This is a genomic window from Streptomyces sp. NPDC002499 (assembly GCF_053595415.1).
In genome coordinates, this window is the sequence record NZ_JBSFXO010000006.1 from 355,846 (window position 1) to 374,834 (window position 18,989).

At 69.3% G+C, this 18,989-nt stretch carries 19 protein-coding genes and 1 tRNA gene; 8 read left to right on the plus strand and 12 right to left on the minus strand.

The genetic code is table 11. The features are described 5' to 3' along the window. Window positions 1–6: 6 nt before the first annotated feature. The 5 genes from ACWD5F_RS18770 to ACWD5F_RS18790 all read right to left on the minus strand — a co-directional run bounded on the left by ACWD5F_RS18770 (window position 7) and on the right by ACWD5F_RS18790 (window position 4,361). Complete coding sequence (locus tag ACWD5F_RS18770) at window positions 7–852, minus strand: J domain-containing protein (RefSeq protein ID WP_451255622.1); 846 nt, start codon at window positions 850–852, stop codon at window positions 7–9. A 165-nt stretch (window positions 853–1,017) separates the two neighbouring features. Beyond that, on the minus strand, window positions 1,018–1,812 hold the full coding sequence (locus ACWD5F_RS18775) for an inositol monophosphatase family protein (protein ID WP_451255624.1): 795 nt from the start codon (window positions 1,810–1,812) through the stop codon (window positions 1,018–1,020). A gap of 56 nt (window positions 1,813–1,868) precedes the next feature. Next, entirely contained in the window at window positions 1,869–2,342 is a 474-nt protein-coding gene (locus ACWD5F_RS18780; RefSeq protein ID WP_451255626.1) for a hypothetical protein, read from the minus strand. Between the two features lie 28 nt (window positions 2,343–2,370). Continuing rightward, the gene (locus tag ACWD5F_RS18785; RefSeq protein WP_451255628.1) at window positions 2,371–3,882 is read right to left on the minus strand and encodes a DUF2252 domain-containing protein; all 1,512 of its coding nucleotides are present in this window, start codon (window positions 3,880–3,882) and stop codon (window positions 2,371–2,373) included. Between the two features lie 116 nt (window positions 3,883–3,998). Then, complete coding sequence (locus tag ACWD5F_RS18790; protein ID WP_451255630.1) at window positions 3,999–4,361, minus strand: winged helix-turn-helix transcriptional regulator; 363 nt, start codon at window positions 4,359–4,361, stop codon at window positions 3,999–4,001. A gap of 102 nt (window positions 4,362–4,463) precedes the next feature. Here ACWD5F_RS18790 and ACWD5F_RS18795 point away from each other — a divergent pair, with 102 nt between their 5' ends. Continuing rightward, a complete protein-coding gene (locus tag ACWD5F_RS18795) occupies window positions 4,464–5,117 on the plus strand; it encodes an FMN-dependent NADH-azoreductase (protein WP_451255632.1) in 654 nt (217 codons plus the stop codon). Between the two features lie 112 nt (window positions 5,118–5,229). Here the strand turns inward: ACWD5F_RS18795 and ACWD5F_RS18800 are convergent. Next, window positions 5,230–5,316: transfer RNA gene (locus ACWD5F_RS18800), tRNA-Leu, on the minus strand. Between the two features lie 524 nt (window positions 5,317–5,840). On the opposite strand from ACWD5F_RS18800, the gene ACWD5F_RS18805 reads away from it, so the two are divergent. The 6 genes from ACWD5F_RS18805 (at window position 5,841) to pknB (ending at window position 14,017) form a co-directional block, all read left to right on the plus strand. After that, window positions 5,841–6,716: an FhaA domain-containing protein gene (locus ACWD5F_RS18805; RefSeq protein ID WP_401720331.1), complete on the plus strand. Its 876-nt coding sequence runs from the start codon at window positions 5,841–5,843 to the stop codon at window positions 6,714–6,716. A 10-nt stretch (window positions 6,717–6,726) separates the two neighbouring features. Continuing rightward, a complete protein-coding gene (locus ACWD5F_RS18810) occupies window positions 6,727–7,239 on the plus strand; it encodes an FHA domain-containing protein FhaB/FipA (protein ID WP_123998936.1) in 513 nt (170 codons plus the stop codon). A gap of 91 nt (window positions 7,240–7,330) precedes the next feature. After that, entirely contained in the window at window positions 7,331–8,893 is a 1,563-nt protein-coding gene (locus ACWD5F_RS18815) for a Stp1/IreP family PP2C-type Ser/Thr phosphatase (protein ID WP_401720605.1), read from the plus strand. 27 nt (window positions 8,894–8,920) lie between these two features. Further along, complete coding sequence (locus tag ACWD5F_RS18820) at window positions 8,921–10,372, plus strand: FtsW/RodA/SpoVE family cell cycle protein (protein WP_451255634.1); 1,452 nt, start codon at window positions 8,921–8,923, stop codon at window positions 10,370–10,372. Beyond that, on the plus strand, window positions 10,369–11,859 hold the full coding sequence (locus ACWD5F_RS18825; protein WP_451255636.1) for a peptidoglycan D,D-transpeptidase FtsI family protein: 1,491 nt from the start codon (window positions 10,369–10,371) through the stop codon (window positions 11,857–11,859). Before ACWD5F_RS18820 ends, ACWD5F_RS18825 begins: the two co-directional genes overlap by 4 nt. A 169-nt stretch (window positions 11,860–12,028) precedes the next feature. Continuing rightward, window positions 12,029–14,017, plus strand: a complete 1,989-nt coding sequence (gene pknB, locus ACWD5F_RS18830; RefSeq protein ID WP_451255638.1) for a Stk1 family PASTA domain-containing Ser/Thr kinase — start codon at window positions 12,029–12,031, stop codon at window positions 14,015–14,017. Between the two features lie 269 nt (window positions 14,018–14,286). On the opposite strand, the gene ACWD5F_RS18835 is transcribed toward pknB, so the two are convergent. Genes ACWD5F_RS18835 through ACWD5F_RS18860 form a run of 6 tightly spaced genes read right to left on the minus strand, consistent with a single transcriptional unit; the run spans window position 14,287 to window position 18,517 of the window. Then, on the minus strand, window positions 14,287–15,042 hold the full coding sequence (locus tag ACWD5F_RS18835; RefSeq protein ID WP_401720315.1) for a class E sortase: 756 nt from the start codon (window positions 15,040–15,042) through the stop codon (window positions 14,287–14,289). A 6-nt stretch (window positions 15,043–15,048) separates the two neighbouring features. Continuing rightward, a complete protein-coding gene (locus ACWD5F_RS18840; protein WP_451255640.1) occupies window positions 15,049–16,158 on the minus strand; it encodes a class E sortase in 1,110 nt (369 codons plus the stop codon). Next, the gene (locus ACWD5F_RS18845; RefSeq protein WP_451255642.1) at window positions 16,155–16,793 is read right to left on the minus strand and encodes an aminodeoxychorismate/anthranilate synthase component II; all 639 of its coding nucleotides are present in this window, start codon (window positions 16,791–16,793) and stop codon (window positions 16,155–16,157) included. The genes ACWD5F_RS18840 and ACWD5F_RS18845 overlap by 4 nt, the downstream gene beginning before the upstream one ends. Then, complete coding sequence (locus ACWD5F_RS18850) at window positions 16,790–16,987, minus strand: hypothetical protein (RefSeq protein WP_185146162.1); 198 nt, start codon at window positions 16,985–16,987, stop codon at window positions 16,790–16,792. The genes ACWD5F_RS18845 and ACWD5F_RS18850 overlap by 4 nt, the downstream gene beginning before the upstream one ends. Before the next feature lie 16 nt (window positions 16,988–17,003). Next, entirely contained in the window at window positions 17,004–17,702 is a 699-nt protein-coding gene (locus tag ACWD5F_RS18855; RefSeq protein WP_451255644.1) for a class E sortase, read from the minus strand. A 23-nt stretch (window positions 17,703–17,725) separates the two neighbouring features. After that, window positions 17,726–18,517, minus strand: a complete 792-nt coding sequence (locus ACWD5F_RS18860) for a DUF881 domain-containing protein (RefSeq protein WP_451255646.1) — start codon at window positions 18,515–18,517, stop codon at window positions 17,726–17,728. Between the two features lie 142 nt (window positions 18,518–18,659). On the opposite strand from ACWD5F_RS18860, the gene crgA reads away from it, so the two are divergent. Next, complete coding sequence (gene crgA / locus ACWD5F_RS18865; protein WP_123998946.1) at window positions 18,660–18,914, plus strand: cell division protein CrgA; 255 nt, start codon at window positions 18,660–18,662, stop codon at window positions 18,912–18,914. The last annotated feature ends 75 nt before the right edge of the window (window positions 18,915–18,989 follow it).

Here is an 18,989-nt window from a genome sequence, read left to right on the forward strand (position 1 = left end):
CGGTGGCTACCCGACCAGCTCCGCCAACTCCCGCTCCCGCTCGGCGACCTGCGCCAGCAGCTGCTCGGCGATCTCGTCCAGCAGGTGGTCCGGATCGTCGGGCGCCATCCGCAGCATCGAGCCGATCGGCCCGTCCTCCAGCTCCTTGGCGACCAGGGCGAGGAGTTCCTTGCGGCGGGCGAGCCATTCGAGGCGGGCGTAGAGCTCCTCGCTGGCGCTCGGGCCGCGCTGCTCGGGCTCCGGTCCCTTGGCCCACTCCGCGGCCAGTTCGCGCAGCAGCGGCTCGTCGCCGCGCGCGTAAGCGGCGTTGACGCGGGTGATGAACTCCTCGCGCCGGGCCCGCTCGGACTCGTCCGTCGACAGGTCGGGGTGGGCCTTGCGGGCCAGTTCCCGGTAGAGCTTGCGGGCCTCGTCGCTGGGGCGCACCCGCTGCGGGGGCCGCACCGGCTGGTCGGTGAGCATCGCGGCCGCCTCGGGGAACAGTCCGTCCCCGTCCATCCAGCCGTTGAACAGCTCCTCGACGCCGGGCATCGGCATCACCCGGGCCCGCGCCTCGTCCGCCTTGCGCACATCCTCGGGGTCGCCGGTGCGGGCTGCCTTGGCCTCGGCGATCTCCGCGTCCAGCTCGTCGAGGCGGGTGTACATCGGCCCGAGCTTCTGGTGGTGCAGCCGGGAGAAGTTCTCGACCTCGATACGGAAGGTCTCGACCGCGATCTCGTACTCGATCAATGCCTGTTCGGCGGCCCGCACGGCCCGCTCCAGCCGCTCCTCGGGCCGCGGCGTACCGTCCTCGGGTACCGCCTGCGCCCCACCGGCGGCACCGGCACCCTGCTCAGCGTCTGGGCTCGTCACCCGCTCAGCGTAGGCCACGCGCGGGTCGCCCACGCCGCCCCACCGTCACGGGCCCTCGCGACGGCGGCCCGACACCGGTCCCAGGCCCCCGCAACCACCGTCCGGCACCGGGGCCACGCGCCTCACCCGCGACCACCAACACGGCGAACCGACATGGTCACAGCACTAAGGAGTGCGGATCATCGACATCAGCTGCCCGTGGGTCTCGTCGTCGGCGGCGACTACGAGCCCGCGGCCTCCCTCGCCGATCGGAGCGCCGTCGATCCCGGTGACGACACAGCCGGCAGCCCGGCACACAGCGATGCCGGCGGCGAAGTGCACGCTCCCGGAGAGGTCGCCGCCATCGGTGACGTACGCGGCGCGCTTGCCGGCGGCAACCCAGGCCAGCGCCAGGGTCGTCGACACGACCCGGGGCCGGAACCGCTCGACGAACCCGGGGTGGGCCAGCAGATCCACAGCCCGGAATCCGGGCGCACCCGGGAACGGCTGATCCAGATTGACGTCCACCAATCGGGAGTCGGAAGTGGGCGTCAGTACGTCGTCCGCGCCGTCGTGCCGCACCCAGGCGCTCTCGCCGTCGGTGAAGAAGACCTCGTCGCCGAACGGGTCGGCCACCGCCGCCGCCCCCTCGCGCAGCGCCACGTTGACGGCCACCAGCATGCTGCCGACGGCGTAGTTCAGCGTGCCGCACAGGGGGTCCACCAGCCACTGGCGCACGGCGTCGGCGCCGCCCCGCTGACCGCCCTCCTCACCGAGCACCGCGTCATCGGGCCGTGCGGCACGGATGACGTCGAGGATCACCGCCTCGGCCTCCACGTCGGCCGCGGTGGCAAAGTCCCCGGCACCCTTGTCGATGCGGGTGAGGCGCCGGCCGTACATGTCACGGACCACAGCCGCGCCGGCCCGCGCCCCGGCTATCGCGACCTCGGCATCGTCGGAACTCGCATATGAGTCGATCACGCCGTGCACGCTACCGAGACGAGCCACCACCCCGGCGACCGTATGCGGTCACAGCCCTAGCCCGTCCCCGCCCCGGAGCACCCCGCCTCCACCCACTCCGCCGCCAGGTCCCGGCAGGCGACGACCAGCGTGCCCGGGCGGCAGGCGATCTCGTGGGTGCAGCCCTCGGGGTGCGGCAGGAGTTCGTCGAGGATCACGTCGCCCAGCGCCGAGACGTCGCAGAAGCCCAGGACGTCCACCTGGAAGCGCGAGACACCCGCGTACCGCACCAGGAGGTCCCCCTCGTGCTGCCCGCAGTCGTGGCCGAAGCGGATCTCGATCTCGTCGTCGCCGGTCCGGCGCACCGCCTGCGGCCTGAGATCCTTCACACACCGTCGGCCGGCGAGGTCGTAGTGCCCGGGGTCGGTGGCGAACGCGCGTGCCCCCGGCGGCAGTTGGTCGGCGAGCGCCGGCAACCGCGCGAGATAGGGCCGCGGGTCGACGACCCCGGTCGCCTCACCGTCCCGCCCGTCGAGGTCGACGTACTTCACCCGGCGCTCCTCACATCCGTCACTTCCCTCAGACCCCCATCTCCGCCGGCACCTTCCCGGCCCGCACCGCGGCGACCAGGTCGGCGTGGTCGGCCTCCGTGCGGTCGGCGTAGGCGACGGCGAAGTCGGCCAGGGCCTCGTCCAGCTCCTCGCTCTTGCCGCAGTACCCGGAGATCAGGCGCGGGTCGGCGCTGTGGGAGTGGGCGCGGGCCAGCAGGGCGCCGGTCATGCGGCCGTAGTCGTCGATCTGGTCGGCGGCGAGGGCCGCGGGGTCGACGCTGCCCTTGCGGTTGCGGAACTGCCGTACCTGGAAGGGCAGTCCGTCGACCGTCGTCCAGCCCAGCAGGATGTCGCTGACGACCTGCATGCGCTTCTGGCCCAGGACCACGCGCCGGCCCTCGTGTTCGACGGTGGGTGTCTCGAAGCCGGCCGCCACCAGGTGCGGCACCAGCACGGACGGGCGGGACTCCTTGACCTGGAGCACGAGCGGTTCGCCCCGGTGGTCCAGGAGCAGCACCACGTACGAGCGCGTGCCCACGCTGCCGGTGCCGACGACCCGGAACGCGACGTCGTGCACCGCGTGCCGGGACAGCAGCGGGAGGCGGTCCTCGGAGAGTGTCGTCAGGTAGTGCTCCAGGGAGGAGGCGACCGCGGCGGCCTCCTCGTCCGGCACGCGGCGCAGCACGGGCGGGGCCTCCACGAAGCGGCGGCCGCCGTCCTCGGTGCGCTCCGTCGACTTCGCCGCGAACCGCCCGCTGGTGTTGCCCCGCGCCTTCTCGGAGACCCGCTCCAGGGTGCCGACCAGGTCGTGGGCGTCGGTGTGGGAGACGAGTTCCTCGTCCGCGATGGCGTTCCACGCGTCCAGCACCGGGAGCTTGGCCAGCAGCCGCATGGTGCGGCGGTAGGCGCCGACCGCGCCGTGGGCCGCCTTGCGGCAGGTGTCCTCGTCGGCGCCGGCCTCCCGGCCCGCGAGCACCAGTGAGGCGGCGAGCCGCTTGAGGTCCCACTCCCAGGGGCCGTCGACCGTCTCGTCGAAGTCGTTCAGGTCGATGACCAGGTCGCCGCGCGCGTCCCCGTACAGGCCGAAGTTGGCGGCGTGCGCGTCGCCGCAGATCTGGGCGCGGATCCTCGTCATGGGGGTCCGCGCGAGGTCGTAGGCCATGAGGCCGGCCGAGCCGCGCAGGAAGGCGAAGGGGGTCGCCGCCATCCGGCCCGCCCGTATCGGCGTGAGCCCGGGGATGCGGCCGCGGTTGGACTCCTCGACGGCGGCGACCGCGGTGGGCCGGGAGCCGTCCAGGTCGAACGCGGCGTGCGAGCCGCGCGGGACCAGCCTGCGCAGCGCCTTGCCCTCGTCCTTGGGCGAGCCCTCGGCGGGCCCGTGGGCGAACCCCGGTACCCGCGGCAGCCTGCGCGCCGCGGCGACCGGCACCACGACCACCGTCGGCTCCGCGGCCGCCGGTTCCGCGGCAGCCGTAGGCGCCGCCGAGGCCGCGGCCTCGACTCCCGCCGTGTCTGTCGTCACCGCTCCGTTTTCGGTCACACCGACCGCCTCCCCCGCACGCACACGAACATCAACTCGTGCAGACCGTACAGCCGGTGGCCGAAACGCGTCAGACCCTGTGGACAACTCCACGCCTGTGGAAAACCGGACACCGGTCAGCAGTCCGGCGGCTGTGCCCCTTCGGGCAGGTGCACCTTCGCCCACTCCCCGAGCTCCTTGAGCGCGGGTTCCAGCGCGGCCCCGGCGGGCGTCAGCCGGTAGGAGACGCGCAGCGGCGGACCCTCGTCCACCTCGCGCACCAGCAGGCCGGCGGCGCCGAGTTCGGTGAGCCGGTCGGAGAGCATGCGCTCGCTGATGCCGGGGATGGCGCGGCGCAGGTCGGTGAAGTACGCGGGCCCGCCGGTCAGGACGGCCACGATCGGGCCGGTCCAGCGCTTTCCGAGCAGTTGGAAGACGCGCGTGATGCCGCCGTCCACCCGCTTGCACGCGCCCAGATCGTGACCCTGCTCGACCGCCATGCACCCCAGGGTACTGCCCCCACCGTGAGGGGATGAAAAAAAGTAAGTGACTGTGTTATCAATAGTCCAGTACGAATTCTCACCACCTTACGGGAGCTCCCCATGTCCACACTCCTGCACATCGACTCCTCCGTGTTCCCGGCCGAGGCCTCCGCCTCCCGGGCCGTCACCGAGGCCTTCCGCAAGGCCTGGGAGGAGCAGCACCCGGAGGGCACGGTGATCCACCGCGACCTCTCCGTGAACCCGGTGCCGCACATCACCGCCGACTCCCACACCGCGGGCTTCGCGGATCCGGCCACGCACACCCCCGAGCAGGCCGCCGCGTTCGCCGCGCGGCTGCGGCTGATCGAGGAGCTGGAGGAGGCGGACGCCGTGCTGATCGGCGCCCCGATGTACAACTTCGCGATCCCCTCGACCCTCAAGGCCTGGCTGGACAACGTGATCCTGATGGGCCGCACCGCCGGCACCGAGGACTCGAAGATCGCCGGCACCCCGGTCACCGTGGTCGCCAGCCGCGGCGGTTCCTACGCCCCCGGCACCCCGCGCGAACAGAACGAGTACGTCCAGAACTACCTCGCGGCGGTCCTCACCGGAGCCCTCGCCCTGGACGTCGAGTTCATCGTCCCGGAGCTGACCATGGCCCCGCACAACCCGGCGATGGCCGAGCTGGTCCCCCTCTACGAGGCCTCGCGCGAGCGCGCCCTTGAGGAGGCCGCCACCAAGGCCAAGGCGGTCGCCGAACGCCTCGCCGCGTGACGCCCGCCGGGCGGTGGCGAAGCCGTGTGATTGTCCTCACCAGGTAATACGGCTCACACCGCCCCCGGACAACGCGAAGGCCCCCAAGTCCTGAGACTTGGGGGCCTTCGACTGGTGCGCGAGGGGGGAGTTGAACCCCCACGCCCTTTCGGGCACTGGAACCTGAATCCAGCGCGTCTGCCTATTCCGCCACCCGCGCATTGGGTGTGTCCTCGGGCTTTTCCCCAAGGGGCTGGCGCCTTCCGACATGCAGAAGATTAGCACGGGGGTAGGGGTGGGTTCACATCCCTTATCCGGGGGCAGCCGACGACCAGGGCAGTCGTCGAAGGCACCGCCGGACCGCCACCGGACGGTGTGGTCGGCGAGTGATCCAAAAGTTCCCTGGCTCCGTATCAATGTGCGGCTGTTCACGTATCAACCTCGTACCGGTCCGGCCCGTCTCCCCAGGAGCCGGGCCGGGCGCACAGTCAGGTGCGGGACACTGGTCTGCGGCCGCCTCTACGATCCTTGCCAGAGGATGCGACGAGGAGTACGCGGGAGGAGTTCGCCAGGGGAGTGCACCGCGGGAGTTCGAAACAGGGCTCCGCAGGGAACTTCGCAGGCGTCGACACCCGTCGACAGGGCCGACAGGGGGAACCAGCCGATTCAGCGGCGCGTGGATACGATCAGTAAGCAGTACCAAGTACGCAGTGCCCAGGACGGCAGAGACGGAGGAGGTGCCCCATGGGAGTCCTGAAGAAGTTCGAGCAACGCCTCGAAGGTCTGGTCAACGGCACCTTCGCCAAGGTGTTCAAGTCCGAGGTCCAGCCGGTGGAGATCGCGGGCGCGCTGCAGCGCGAGTGCGACAACAACGCGACCATCTGGAACCGCGACCGGACCGTGGTGCCCAACGACTTCATCGTGGAGCTGAGCGCGCCGGACTTCGAGCGGCTCAGCCCCTACTCCGGCCAGCTCGGCGACGAACTGGCCGGCATGGTGCGCGACTACGCCAAGCAGCAGCGGTACGCCTTCATGGGACCGATCAAGGTCAACCTGGAGAAGGCGGACGACCTCGACACCGGTCTGTACCGGGTGCGCAGCCGTACGCTCGCCTCCTCCACCAACCAGCAGGCCCCCGGCAGCGCCGCCCCGGCGGCTCCGCCCGCGGCCGGCCGGCCCGGCGGCGGTTACGGCTACCCGCCGGCCGCCGCACCCGCGGCCGCCCCGCCGATGCCCGCCGGGCCGCCGCCCGGCGGCGCGCGCCCCGGTGGGTACGGCTCCCCGCAGCAGGCCCCGCGCGCGGGCGGCGGCCCGGTCGGCGCTCCGGCGCCCGGCTCGCGTACCCGCCACTGGATCGAGATCAACGGCACCCGCCATCAGATCTCCCGCGCGACGCTGGTGCTGGGCCGCAGCACCGAGGCCGACGTGCGGATCGACGACCCCGGAGTATCCCGCCGGCACTGCGAGATCCGGACCGGATCGCCCTCTACCGTCCAGGATCTCGGGTCCACCAACGGCATCGTGGTGGACGGGCAGCACACCACCCGCGCTACGCTCCGCGACGGCTCGCGGATCGTCGTGGGCCAGACCACCATCGTTTACCGGCAAGCCGAAGGGTGAAGCGGGGGCAATGTCAGAGCTGACCCTGACGGTCATGCGGCTAGGATTTCTGGCCGTTCTATGGCTGTTCGTGATCGTGGCCGTGCAGGTCATCCGCAGCGACCTGTTCGGAACGCGGGTCACCCAGCGCGGGTCCCGCCGGGAGGCCGGGCGCCAGCAACAGCCCGCCCGCCAGCAGGCCGCGCCCCCACCGCAGCGTCAGCAGGCCGGCGGCCGCCAGCGACGCAACGCACCGACCAAGCTCGTGGTGAGCGAGGGCATCCTCACCGGCACCACCGTCGCGCTGCAGGGCCAGACCATCACCCTGGGCCGGGCGCACGACAGCACGATCGTGCTGGACGACGACTACGCCTCCAGCCGCCATGCCAGGATCTATCCGGACCGCGACGGCCAGTGGATCGTCGAGGACCTGGGCTCCACCAACGGCACGTATCTCGACCGGAGCCGGCTGACTACCCCCACGCCGATTCCGCTGGGCGCGCCGATCCGCATCGGCAAGACCGTCATCGAGCTGCGGAAGTAGATACGACAATGAGCGAGCGGAGCGAGCACGCAGCGGTGGCCCCCACCACGGGCCCCGGCGCGCTCCCGACCGGAGGGTGGGCACCGTGCGGATGTACCCGGAGCCGACGGGCGAGGTGCGCATGAGTCTGTCACTGCGCTTCGCCGCCGGATCGCACAAAGGCATGATCCGGGAGGGCAACGAGGACTCCGGATACGCCGGTCCGCGCCTGCTCGCCATCGCCGACGGCATGGGCGGCGCCGCCGCCGGTGAGGTCGCCTCCTCCGAGGCCATCTCCGTCATCGTGGCGCTCGACGACGACGTACCGGGCTCCGACATCCTCACCTCCCTGGGCACGGCCGTGCAGCGGGCCAACGACCAGCTGCGCATGATGGTCGAGGAGGACCCCCAGCTGGAGGGCATGGGCACCACGCTCACCGCCCTGCTGTGGACCGGCCAGCGGCTGGGCCTCGTCCACGTCGGCGACTCGCGCGCGTACCTGCTGCGCGACGGCGTGCTGACGCAGATCACGCAGGACCACACCTGGGTGCAGCGGCTGGTCGACGAGGGCCGCATCACCGAGGAGGAGGCCACCACCCACCCGCAGCGCTCCCTGCTGATGCGCGCGCTGGGCAGTGGCGACCATGTCGAGCCCGATCTCTCCATCCGTGAAGTCCGGGCCGGCGACCGCTACTTGATCTGCTCCGACGGTCTGTCCGGGGTGGTGTCCCACCAGACCCTGGAGGACACCCTCGCCAGCTACCAGGGCCCCCAGGAGACCGTGCAGGAGCTGATCCAGCTCGCGCTGCGCGGCGGCGGCCCCGACAACATCACGGTGATCATCGCCGACGTCCTCGACCTCGACACCGGGGACACCCTCGCCGGGCAGCTCTCCGACACCCCGGTCGTGGTCGGCGCGGTCGCCGAGAACCAGCATCAGCACCAGCAGCACGACAACGGCATCATGCAGACCCCGGCCGGCCGCGCCTCCGGGCTCGGCCGCCAGGGTCACGGCCAGGGCGGGGGAGGCGAGTTCGGCCCGCCCGGCTCCGGCGACACCACCGGCTACGTGCCCGCGGGCGGCTTCGGCGACTACTCCGACGAGGACTTCGTCAAGCCCGGCAAGGGCCGCAAGTGGCTCAAGAGATCCTTCTACAGCGTGCTCGCGCTCGCCGTCATCGGCGGTGGCCTGTACGGCGGTTACCGCTGGACGCAGAACCAGTACTACGTCGGCACCAAGGGCGAACACGTCGCGCTGTACCGGGGCATCAGCCAGGACCTGGCCTGGGTCTCGCTCTCGAAGGTGCAGAAGGACCACCCCGAGATCGAACTCAAGTACCTGCCGCCCTACCAGCAGAAGCAGGTCAAGGCCACGATCGCCGAAGGCGGGCTGAAGGACGCCCAGTCGAAGGTCGACGAGCTCTCCGTGCAGGCCTCCGCCTGCAAGAAGGAGTCGGAGCGCGAGGCCGCCGAGAGCGAGAACAGCTCGAAGACCGGTACGGGCGAGGCGGGTGGGACCACGGGAACCACAAACACCTCACTCACGTCCAAGGCCACGCCGAGCCCCTCGACCTCACCGAACCCGTCCACATCAGCGACCGCCCCGACCCCCAGCCCCGGCCCCAGCCTCTCGGAGGAGGAGCAGAAGGTCGTCTCGCTGTGCGGTAAGCAGTAGGCAAGCCGTGAGAGGCCCCGTCACACGATGAGCAGTACTACCAACCAACCGACGCACCACACGTCCACGATCGGCGCGATCGGAGCGCCGAGCAGACGCAACACCGAGCTCGCCATGCTCGTGTTCGCCGTCGTCATCCCGGTCTTCGCCTACGCCAACGTGGGCCTGGCCATCGACGACCAGGTGCCGACGGGCCTGCTGAGCTACGGCCTGGGCCTCGGCCTGCTGGCCGGCGTGGCGCATCTCGTCGTACGGAAGTTCGCCCCGTACGCGGACCCGCTGCTGCTGCCGCTGGCCACGCTGCTCAACGGACTCGGACTCGTCGCCATCTGGCGGCTCGACCAGTCCAAGCTGCTGCAGTCGATCGGGGTCGCCGGTGGCAAGGCCACCAACCAGCTGATCTACACCGCGCTGGGCATCGCGCTGTTCGCCGTCGTCCTGGTCTTCCTCAAGGACCACCGCGTGCTCCAGCGCTACACCTACATCTCCATGGTCGGCGCGCTGGTCCTGCTGCTCCTCCCGCTGGTCCCGGGCCTGGGCGCCAACATCACCTACGGCGCCAAGATCTGGATCCAGGTCGGCAGCTTCACCATCCAGCCCGGCGAGTTCGCCAAGATCGTGCTGGCGATCTTCTTCGCCGGCTACCTGATGGTCAAGCGCGACGCCCTCGCCCTGGCCAGCCGCCGCTTCATGGGCCTGTACCTGCCGCGCGGCCGTGACCTCGGCCCGATCATCGTCGTCTGGATGATCTCGATCCTCATCCTGGTCTTCGAGACCGACCTCGGTACGTCGCTGCTGTTCTTCGGAATGTTCGTCATCATGCTGTACGTCGCCACCGAGCGGACCAGCTGGATCGTCTTCGGTCTGCTGATGTCCGCGGCCGGCGCGGTCGGCGTGGCCAGCTTCGAGCCGCACGTCCAGACCCGTGTCCAGGCGTGGCTCGACCCGATGCGCGAGTACATGCTCAGCCGCAACGGCAGCAGCGACGGCCTGGTCCACTCCGAGCAGGCCATGCAGGCGCTGTGGGCCTTCGGCTCCGGCGGCACCCTCGGCACCGGCTGGGGCCAGGGCCACTCCGAGCTGATCCGCTTCGCCGCCAACTCCGACTTCATCCTCGCCACCTTCGGCGAGGAGCTGGGCCTGGCGGGCATCATGGCGATCCTGCTGATCTACGGCCTGATCGTGGAGCGCGGTGTGCGCACCGCGCTGGCCGCCCGCGACCCGTTCGGCAAGCTGCTCGCCGTCGGTCTGTCCGGTGCCTTCGCGCTCCAGGTCTTCGTCGTCGCCGGCGGCGTCATGGGCCTGATCCCGCTGACCGGTATGACGATGCCGTTCCTGGCCTACGGCGGTTCCTCCGTCATCGCCAACTGGGCGCTGATCGGCATCCTCATCCGCATCAGCGACACCGCCCGCCGCCCGGCGCCCGCCCCCGCCGGCAACCCCGACGCCGAGATGACCCAGGTGGTCCGCCCGTCATGAACAAGCCCCTGCGCCGGATCGCGATCTTCTGCGGCCTTCTGGTCCTCGCGCTGCTCGTCCGCGACAACTGGCTCCAGTACGTCCAGGCGGACAGCCTCAAGGACGACCCGAAGAACCGCCGTGTCACCATCGCGCGCTACTCCACCCCGCGCGGCGACATCGTCGTCGACGGCGAGCCGATCACCGGCTCCACGAAGACGAGCAAGTCGGGGCTCAACGACCTTGAGTACAAGCGCACTTACAAGAACGGCGCCATGTGGGCGCCGGTCACGGGGTACGCCTCCCAGGCCTTCGGCGCCAACCAGCTGGAGTCCATCGAGGACGGCATCCTCACCGGCGACGACGACCGGCTCTTCTTCCGCAACACCCTGGACATGATCACGGGCAAGGAGAAGCAGGGCGGCAACGTCGTCACCACGCTTAACGGCGCCGCCCAGAAGGCCGCCTACGACGGTCTGAAGAAGCAGGGCGGCAAGGGCGCGGTCGCCGCGCTCGACCCGGCCACCGGCAAGATCCTGGCGCTGGCCTCGTACCCCTCGTACGACCCGTCGTCGTTCGCCGGGAACTCCACGGACGTGGACTCCAAGAACTGGACCAAGCTCCAGAAGAAGAACAACCCCGACGACCCGATGCTCAACCGGGCGCTGCGCGAGACCTACCCGCCGGGCTCCACCTTCAAGGTGGTCACCGCCGCGGCCGCGCTGGAGAACGGCCTGTACAAGACGGCCGAGGAGAAGACCGACTCGCCGCTGCCCTACATCATGAAGGGCACCACGACCGAGCTGAAGAACGAGGGGAACATCCCCTGCAAGAACGCGACGATGCGGGTCGCGCTGCAGTACTCCTGCAACACCGTCTTCGGCAAGATCGGCTCCGACCTCGGCAACGACAAGATGCTGGCGGAGGCGAAGAAGTTCGGCTTCGACCAGGAGCAGTTCACGCCGGTCCGCTCCAGTGCCTCGGTCTTCTCCGACGACATGAACTCCTCGCAGACCGCGCTCTCCTCGATCGGCCAGTTCAACACCGCCGCGACCCCGCTGCAGATGGCCATGGTCGCCTCCGCGGTCGCCAACGACGGCAAGCTGATGAAGCCGTACATGGTCGACAAGCTCCAGTCCTCCAACGTCGACACGATCGCGCAGACCGACCCCGAGGAGCTGAGCCAGCCCCTGTCGTCGGAGAACGCGCAGATCCTGCAGTCGATGATGGAGACGGTCGTCAAGGACGGCACCGGCAAGAACGCGCAGATCGGCGACGGCGTGACGGTCGGCGGCAAGACCGGTACCGCGCAGCACGGTGTGGAGAACAGCGAGAACCCCTACGCGTGGTTCATCTCCTACGCCAAGCTCGGCGACGGCAGCACGCCGGTCGCCGTCGCGGTCGTGATCGAGGACGACAACGCCGTCCGTGACGACATCTCCGGCGGTGGCCTCGCGGCGCCGATCGCGAAGAGTGTGATGGAGGCGGTCATCAACTCCAAGAAGTGACGCCGCTCACCTCCCCTTCACATCGGTGCACGTTGCGATACCGGTCCTGTATCGGGTGACGGGCTTGGCCAGATCACACAAAGCCAGCCGGGTACGGTAGGCCCGGACGGCAGCCTCCGACCGCACAGCCGTGCCGGTCGGGACCGACGGAGAGGGCTGGTAGGGAACTATGGAAGAGCCGCGTCGCCTAGGCGGCCGGTACGAGCTGGGCCAGGTGCTCGGTCGCGGTGGCATGGCAGAGGTCTACCTCGCCCATGACACCCGCCTCGGCCGCACCGTGGCGGTGAAGACGCTACGCGCCGACCTCGCGCGCGACCCGTCCTTCCAGGCCCGCTTCCGCCGGGAGGCCCAGTCGGCCGCCTCGCTCAACCATCCCGCGATCGTCGCGGTCTACGACACGGGCGAGGACTACATCGACGGGGTCTCGATCCCGTACATCGTGATGGAGTACGTCGACGGGTCCACGCTGCGCGAACTGCTGCACTCGGGCCGCAGGCTGCTGCCCGAGCGCACCCTGGAGATGACCATCGGGATCCTCCAGGCCCTGGAGTACTCCCACCGCGCCGGCATCGTCCACCGCGACATCAAGCCCGCCAACGTCATGCTCACCCGCAACGGCCAGGTCAAGGTCATGGACTTCGGCATCGCCCGCGCGATGGGCGACTCCGGCATGACGATGACCCAGACCTCCGCGGTGATAGGTACGGCTCAGTACCTCTCGCCGGAGCAGGCCAAGGGCGAGCAGGTCGACGCCCGCTCGGACCTCTACTCCACGGGCTGTCTGCTCTACGAACTCCTCACGGTCCGCCCGCCGTTCGTGGGCGACTCCCCGGTCGCGGTCGCGTACCAGCACGTGCGCGAGGAGCCGCAGCCGCCGTCGGTCTTCGACCCCGAGATCACGCCCGAGATGGACGCGATCGTCCTCAAGGCGCTGGTCAAGGACCCGAACTACCGCTACCAGTCGGCCGACGAGATGCGCATGGACATCGAGGCCTGCCTCGACGGCCAGCCGGTCGCGGCCACGGCGGCGATGGGTTCGGTGGGCTACGGCGGTTACGGCGACGACCAGGCGACCACGGCGCTGCGTGCGCAGGACGCCGGCGCGACGTCGATGCTGCCGCCGATGAACCCGGACGACGGTGGCTACGGCTACGACGACCGGCCGGACCGGCGCCGCCAGAAGAAGTCGAACACCTCGACGATCCTGCTGGTCGTGGCGGGTGTTCTGGTGCTGGTGGGCGCGATCCTGATCGGCAAGTGGGCGTTCGGCGGGAACAACGTCGGCAACGACGAGGTGGCCGTACCGAACCTCGTCAGCCTGTCCCAGCCGGACGCCGAGAAACAGCTGACCAACAGTGAGCTGAAGCTCGGGGACGTCACCAAGAAGCCCTGCGCGGACCAGGCCAAGGGCACGGTCTGCTCCTCGAGCCCGGCGAGCGGCACCAACATCAAGAAGGGCACCGCGGTCAGCCTCGTGGTCTCGACCGGCGCCCCGAAGGTCGCCGTCCCCAGCGTTCTCGGCAAGAGCCTCGACGAGGCGACGGAGATCCTTGAGGGCGACGACTACAAGTTCGTCATCAAGACCAAGACCCAGGTGTCCACGGAGGACCCGAACACGGTCCTGAACCAGGACCCGAGGCTCGGCAAGGAAGTCGAGAAGGGCTCCACGATCACACTGACGATCGCGAAGGCCGAGGCGAAGTCCACGGTGCCTGACGTGGTCGGCCAGAGCTGTGACGCGGCCAAGGCCCAGATGACGGCCAACAACCTGGTCGGCACCTGCGTCGACGAGGAGACCGACGACAACAACCAGGTCGGCAAGGTCATCTCGACCGATCCGCAGGTGGGCACCCAGGTCGACAAGAACTCGACGGTCAACATCAAGGTCGGCAAGGCCAAGCAGCAGGAACAGGTCCAGATCCCGCAGGTCCTGGGCCAGCGCCTCGGCGACGTCAAGCAGGCCCTGCAGAACGCCGGCCTTCAGGTCGGCAACATCGACGGCTCCAACGACGACAACGCGATCGTCATCCGTTCGGACCCGGGCCAGGGCAACACCGTCGACAAGGGCACCACGGTCAACCTGACCACCGCAGGCGGAAACGGCAACAACGGCGGAAACGACGGCGGCACCAACTTCTTCGGCGGCACAAGCGGCTAGCGGTTGGCACCACCAGCGAAGAACAGTGGGCCCCTGCCGGGGAATCCGGCGGGGGCCTCTCTGTTGCCCGAGACCGCTGTGAAGGGTCACCGTGAGGAGCTGGCTGCCAACGGCTACCCGGTACTGGCCGGTGCGCCACTGGCCCTCTCAAAGAGGGCCAGTGGGATCCAGTCGCGCTCCAAAGCTCTCGCCTTCAGCGGATCGAGAAGCTCCTTCAGCAGCACCATGCCCGGCTGCGGCGGTTGGAGCATCGTCACAAGTGACTCGGGTCAGCGCAGTTCCTTCGGTGGAGTGCGCTTGTTGTCCACCTTCTCCACCCGGACCAACTCGCCCCAGACCACGTACCGGTACCGCGACGTGTAGACCGGCGTGCACGTCGTCAGCGTGATGTAGTGGCCGGCCTTCTTCTTGCCGGATTCCTTCGGGATCTGGGTGAGGACCTGGACGTTGTACTTCGAGGTCTCCGGGAGGGTGGCGTAGACCTTGTAGACGTACCACTTGTCCTTCGTCTCGAAGACGATCGGGTCGCCCTTGCTCAGCTTGTCGATGTTGTGGAACTTCGCGCCGTGGCCGTCGCGGTGGGCGGCGAGGGTGAAGTTGCCCTTTTTGTTCGACGTGGGAAGCGTGGCCTTGGCGGGGTCCGTGTAGTAGCCGGCCACGCCGTTGTTGAGGATCTTCGTCGAGGTGCCCTTCTCGACCAGGACCTCGCCGTTCTTCATGGCGGGGACGTGCAGGAAGCCGATGCCGTTCTTGGTGTTCAGGGCACCGGGCCCGGTCGCCTCCTGGGACCAGTTGTCACGGACCTTGTCGGCTTCTTTGTCGGCCTTGCGGTCGGCGACGACGTTGGTCCACCACAGCGAGTAGACGACGAACAGGCCGAGCACCAGCCCGCCGGTGATGAGGAGTTCGCCGAGAACGCTGACCGCCTGCGCGACGGGCCCGGGCCCGCGACGGACCTCGGGCGGCGCGGGCGCATCCGTGTGCTCTTCGTGCTGTGTGCCGTCGGTGGTCGCTGCCACGTTCATCCGCCCCTACTCGACGAGCGCATCCGGCTTCCCCTTGCTGCGCGGCCGTTCCTCGACCATCTTGCCCCAGACGATCAACCGGTACTTGCTGGTGAACTCCGGCGTGCAGGTGGTGAGTGTGATGTAGCGGCCCGGCGCCGTGAAACCCGATCCCTTCGGGACGGGGTCGATGACAGTCGTGTTGCTCGGCGCCGTCGACGGCAGCATCGACGCGACCTTGTAGACGTAGTAGTCGTCCTGCGTCTCGACGACGACCTCGTCGCCCGCCTTCAGCCGGTTGATGTACCGGAACGGCTCGCCGTGCGTGTTGCGGTGCCCCGCGAGCGAGAAGTTGCCGGTCTTCGCCGACGGCATCGCCGTCTTCAGCGGGCTCTCGCTGTAGTGACCGACCATGCCCTTGTCGAGCACCTTCTTGTTGCTGACGCCCTCGGCGATCGGCACCACCACGTCGAGCTTGGGGATGTGGAGGATCGCGAAGCCCTGCCCCGGCTCGAAACTGCCCGGCGCCCGCTTGCCGCTGGCCCAGTCGTTCTGGAGGCTGCTCGTCTCCTTGTCCGCCTGCGCGTGCGCCCGGACGTTCGTCCACCACAGCTGGTAGCTGACGAACAGCAGCATCAGCACACCGGTGGTGATGAACACCTCGCCGATCGCCCGGCTGGCCATCACCGCCGCACCCGGCTTACGGGCCTTGGCCTGCCGACGGGCCTCCATCCGGGACAGCGGCGCCCCCGAACCCCCCTCGGCGGCCCCCGCGATCCCCGCGGCCTCCGACGCCGAGGTCGCACCCCCGTGCCGACCGTGTCCGCCGTGCCCTGCGTGGCCGCCATGACCCCCGTGACCCCCACGACGGCCCTTCGCGGCCTTTCTGCGGGCCGCCCGGCCACCCGGGGTGGTTCCTGTGGCAGATGTGGTCGCTGAGGCGGCAGACGGCGATATGAACCCGCCCGGCGGCGGCTCGGGTATCCGCAGCGCCACCGTCTCCTCGTCGATCGGCGGCTGGTACGCCTGCTCGGGCGCCTGCCGACCCACGGTCCAGTCCCCCAACGCCGATGACGCCTCGTACGACTCCTGTCCGTACGAGGCGCCTGACTCGCGCTCGGGGCGCAGCGCGGTCACGCCGAGGCCCTGCCCACCACCGGGGCGAGCCCGGCCGACCTGGCCACCGCGCCCTGGTCGCCGCACTCCACCAGCCAGTTGGCCAGCATCAGGTGGCCGTGCTCGGTGAGCACCGACTCGGGGTGGAACTGCACGCCCTCGACCGGGAGTTCACGGTGCCGCAGCCCCATGACGATGCCGTCGTGGGTGCGCGCCGTGACCTCCAGCTCGGCCGGCACGGTCGCCGGCTCGGCCGCGAGCGAGTGGTACCGGGTCGCCGTGAACGGCGTCGGCAGGCCCGCGAAGACGCCCTTGCCGCCGTGCTCGACCAGGGAGGTCTTGCCGTGCAGCAGCTCCGGCGCGCGGTCCACGACCCCGCCGTACGCCACCTGCATCGACTGCATGCCCAGGCAGACGCCGAAGACAGGGACCCCGGTCGAGGCGCAGTGGCGGACCATCTCGACGCAGACCCCGGCCTCCTCGGGCGTACCGGGGCCCGGGGACAGGAGCACGCCGTGGAAGCCGTCCTGGGCGTGCGCGGTCGACACCTCGTCGTTGCGCAGCACCTCGCACTCGGCGCCCAGCTGGTACAGGTACTGGACCAGGTTGAAGACGAAGCTGTCGTAGTTGTCGACGACGAGAATCCGCGCTGTCACTGGTTGTCCACCGTCACATCGTTGAAGGGAAGCAGCGGTTCGGCCCACGGAAAGACGTACTGGAACAGGACGTAGACCACGACCATCGCCAGCACGAGCGAGATGAGCGCCTTCACCCATGCGTTGCCCGGCAGATGCCGCCAGATCCAGCCGTACATGCCGTCCCTTCCGTTCCACCACGGCACCAGACTCACGCCGTACCGCACCAGACTAACGGCGTAGAGCCTGTGGTCTCCCGGCCTCCACCGGCTGCGTGGAGTCCAGGTGCGCCCACACGATCAGCCGGTGACTGTGTCCCCACTCGGGATCGCACGTGGTCAACGTGAGATACCGGCCTTCACGCGTATACCCCGACTTACGTGGGACAGGGTCGATCACCTCAACGTCCGTGGGGACGGTTTTGTAGGGGCCTTTGTCTATCCGATAGGTGAACCAGGTCGTCCCGTCCGTCAGGACCACCGCGTCGCCCTTGCGCAGCTTGGGGAAGTCCTTGAAGGGATCCCCGTATGTCCGCCGATGCCCGGCGACGGCGAAATTGCCCTCCTGCCCGAGCTGGGCGGTGCCGCGGTAGTGACCGAGGCCCTTCTTGAGGGTGCTCACCGCGGTGTCTTCGAGCACGGGCTTGTTCCACGTGAAACCAAGCCGCGGGATGTACATGATCGCGAAAGGCTTGCCGGGGTGGTAGGCCGCCGGCGCCTTCGGGCTCGCGGGCGCGGAAGCCGTGGGAGCGGCCGTGGTCCGGGGCTCCGTCGTCTGCTTCGCCCACTGCCCCTGGAGGACGTCGATCTGGTGGTTCATCGCGCCGTCCGCCCGGACCCCGGTCCAGAACAGTACGTAGACGACGAAGAGGACGATCAGCGCGCCGACCGTGATGCACAGTTCGCTGACGGTCCTGACGACAACGCGCACCGGCAGCTCCTGAACGGCTCAGTTCACCCCACGGGCTCGGCGTAGTGCAGATCCACTGTGCCCGAGTAGCCGGGCAGAGTCACCGTCCCGTCCTGGGTGACTTTCCAGCCGAGGCCGTAGACATTCACGTAGACCATGTAGTTCTGGATCGCCTTCGAATCGGACAGCGCCTGGTTCAGCTTGTCCGGGTCACCGACCGCGGTGATCTTGTACGGCGGTGAGTAGACCCGGCCCTGGAGGATCAGGGTGTTGCCCACGCAGCGCACGGCGCTGGTGGAGATCAGCCGCTGGTCCATGACCTTGATGCCCTGGGCGCCGCCCTGCCACAGCGCGTTCACCACGGCCTGGAGGTCCTGCTGGTGGATGACCAGGTAGTCGGGCTGCGGCTCGGGATAGCCGGGGAGCTTGGCGGTGGCGTCCGGCGGGGCGTCGTTCAGCGTGACGGTCATCGCCTTGCCGGTCACCTTCTGCGTGCCCGCGCTCTTCTCCAGGCCGGCGAGCTTGTCGTCCTCCGCCTTGGTGCTGCCGTCGTCGCCCTCGGCGAGCGACTCGACGTCGTCGCGCAGCGAACCGTTGGACTCGTCCAGGCCCTTGTTCTTGTGGCTGCGCTCCTGGATGAGGTCGGAGAGCTTCAGCAGGGACGCGTCCGTGCGGATGTTGGTGCCCTTGGCGGTGTCGAAGCTGGTGAAGAAGATGAGCCCCGCGAGGGCGAAGACGGCCACCGTGAGCACCCGCATCGGCCGCAGCCGACGACGCGCGGGTTCGGGCGCGGAACCCGTTGTACCCGTACCGGGGGAGTCGGCAGAATTGGTCAACGTACCCTTATCTCCTTCGGCGCCGCGGAAGCACTACGCTAACGGACGCCCGGGGGAGCACTAAGAGTCCCCTTGTACGCTGCCCCGGAGCCCGATCCAGTTACCTGCGCGGCCACGCAGCGCATCGACAGGAGAGACCCTCGTGCCGAAGTCACGTATCCGCAAGAAGGCCGACTACACGCCGCCACCGGCGAAGCAGGCGACCGCCATCAAACTGAACAGCCGTGCATGGGTGGCACCCGTGATGCTGGCCATGTTCCTCATCGGGCTGGCCTGGATCGTCGTCTTCTACGTGTCCGACGGGTCGATGCCCATCGACAGTCTGGACAACTGGAACATCGTGGTGGGCTTCGGCTTCATCGCCGCCGGATTCGGTGTCTCCACGCAGTGGAAGTAGCGGCCACCGCACGGTGAACGCAGCTCTGCCCACGGCTATCCGCTGAGTTATCCACAGCCGTTGTCCACATGGGGA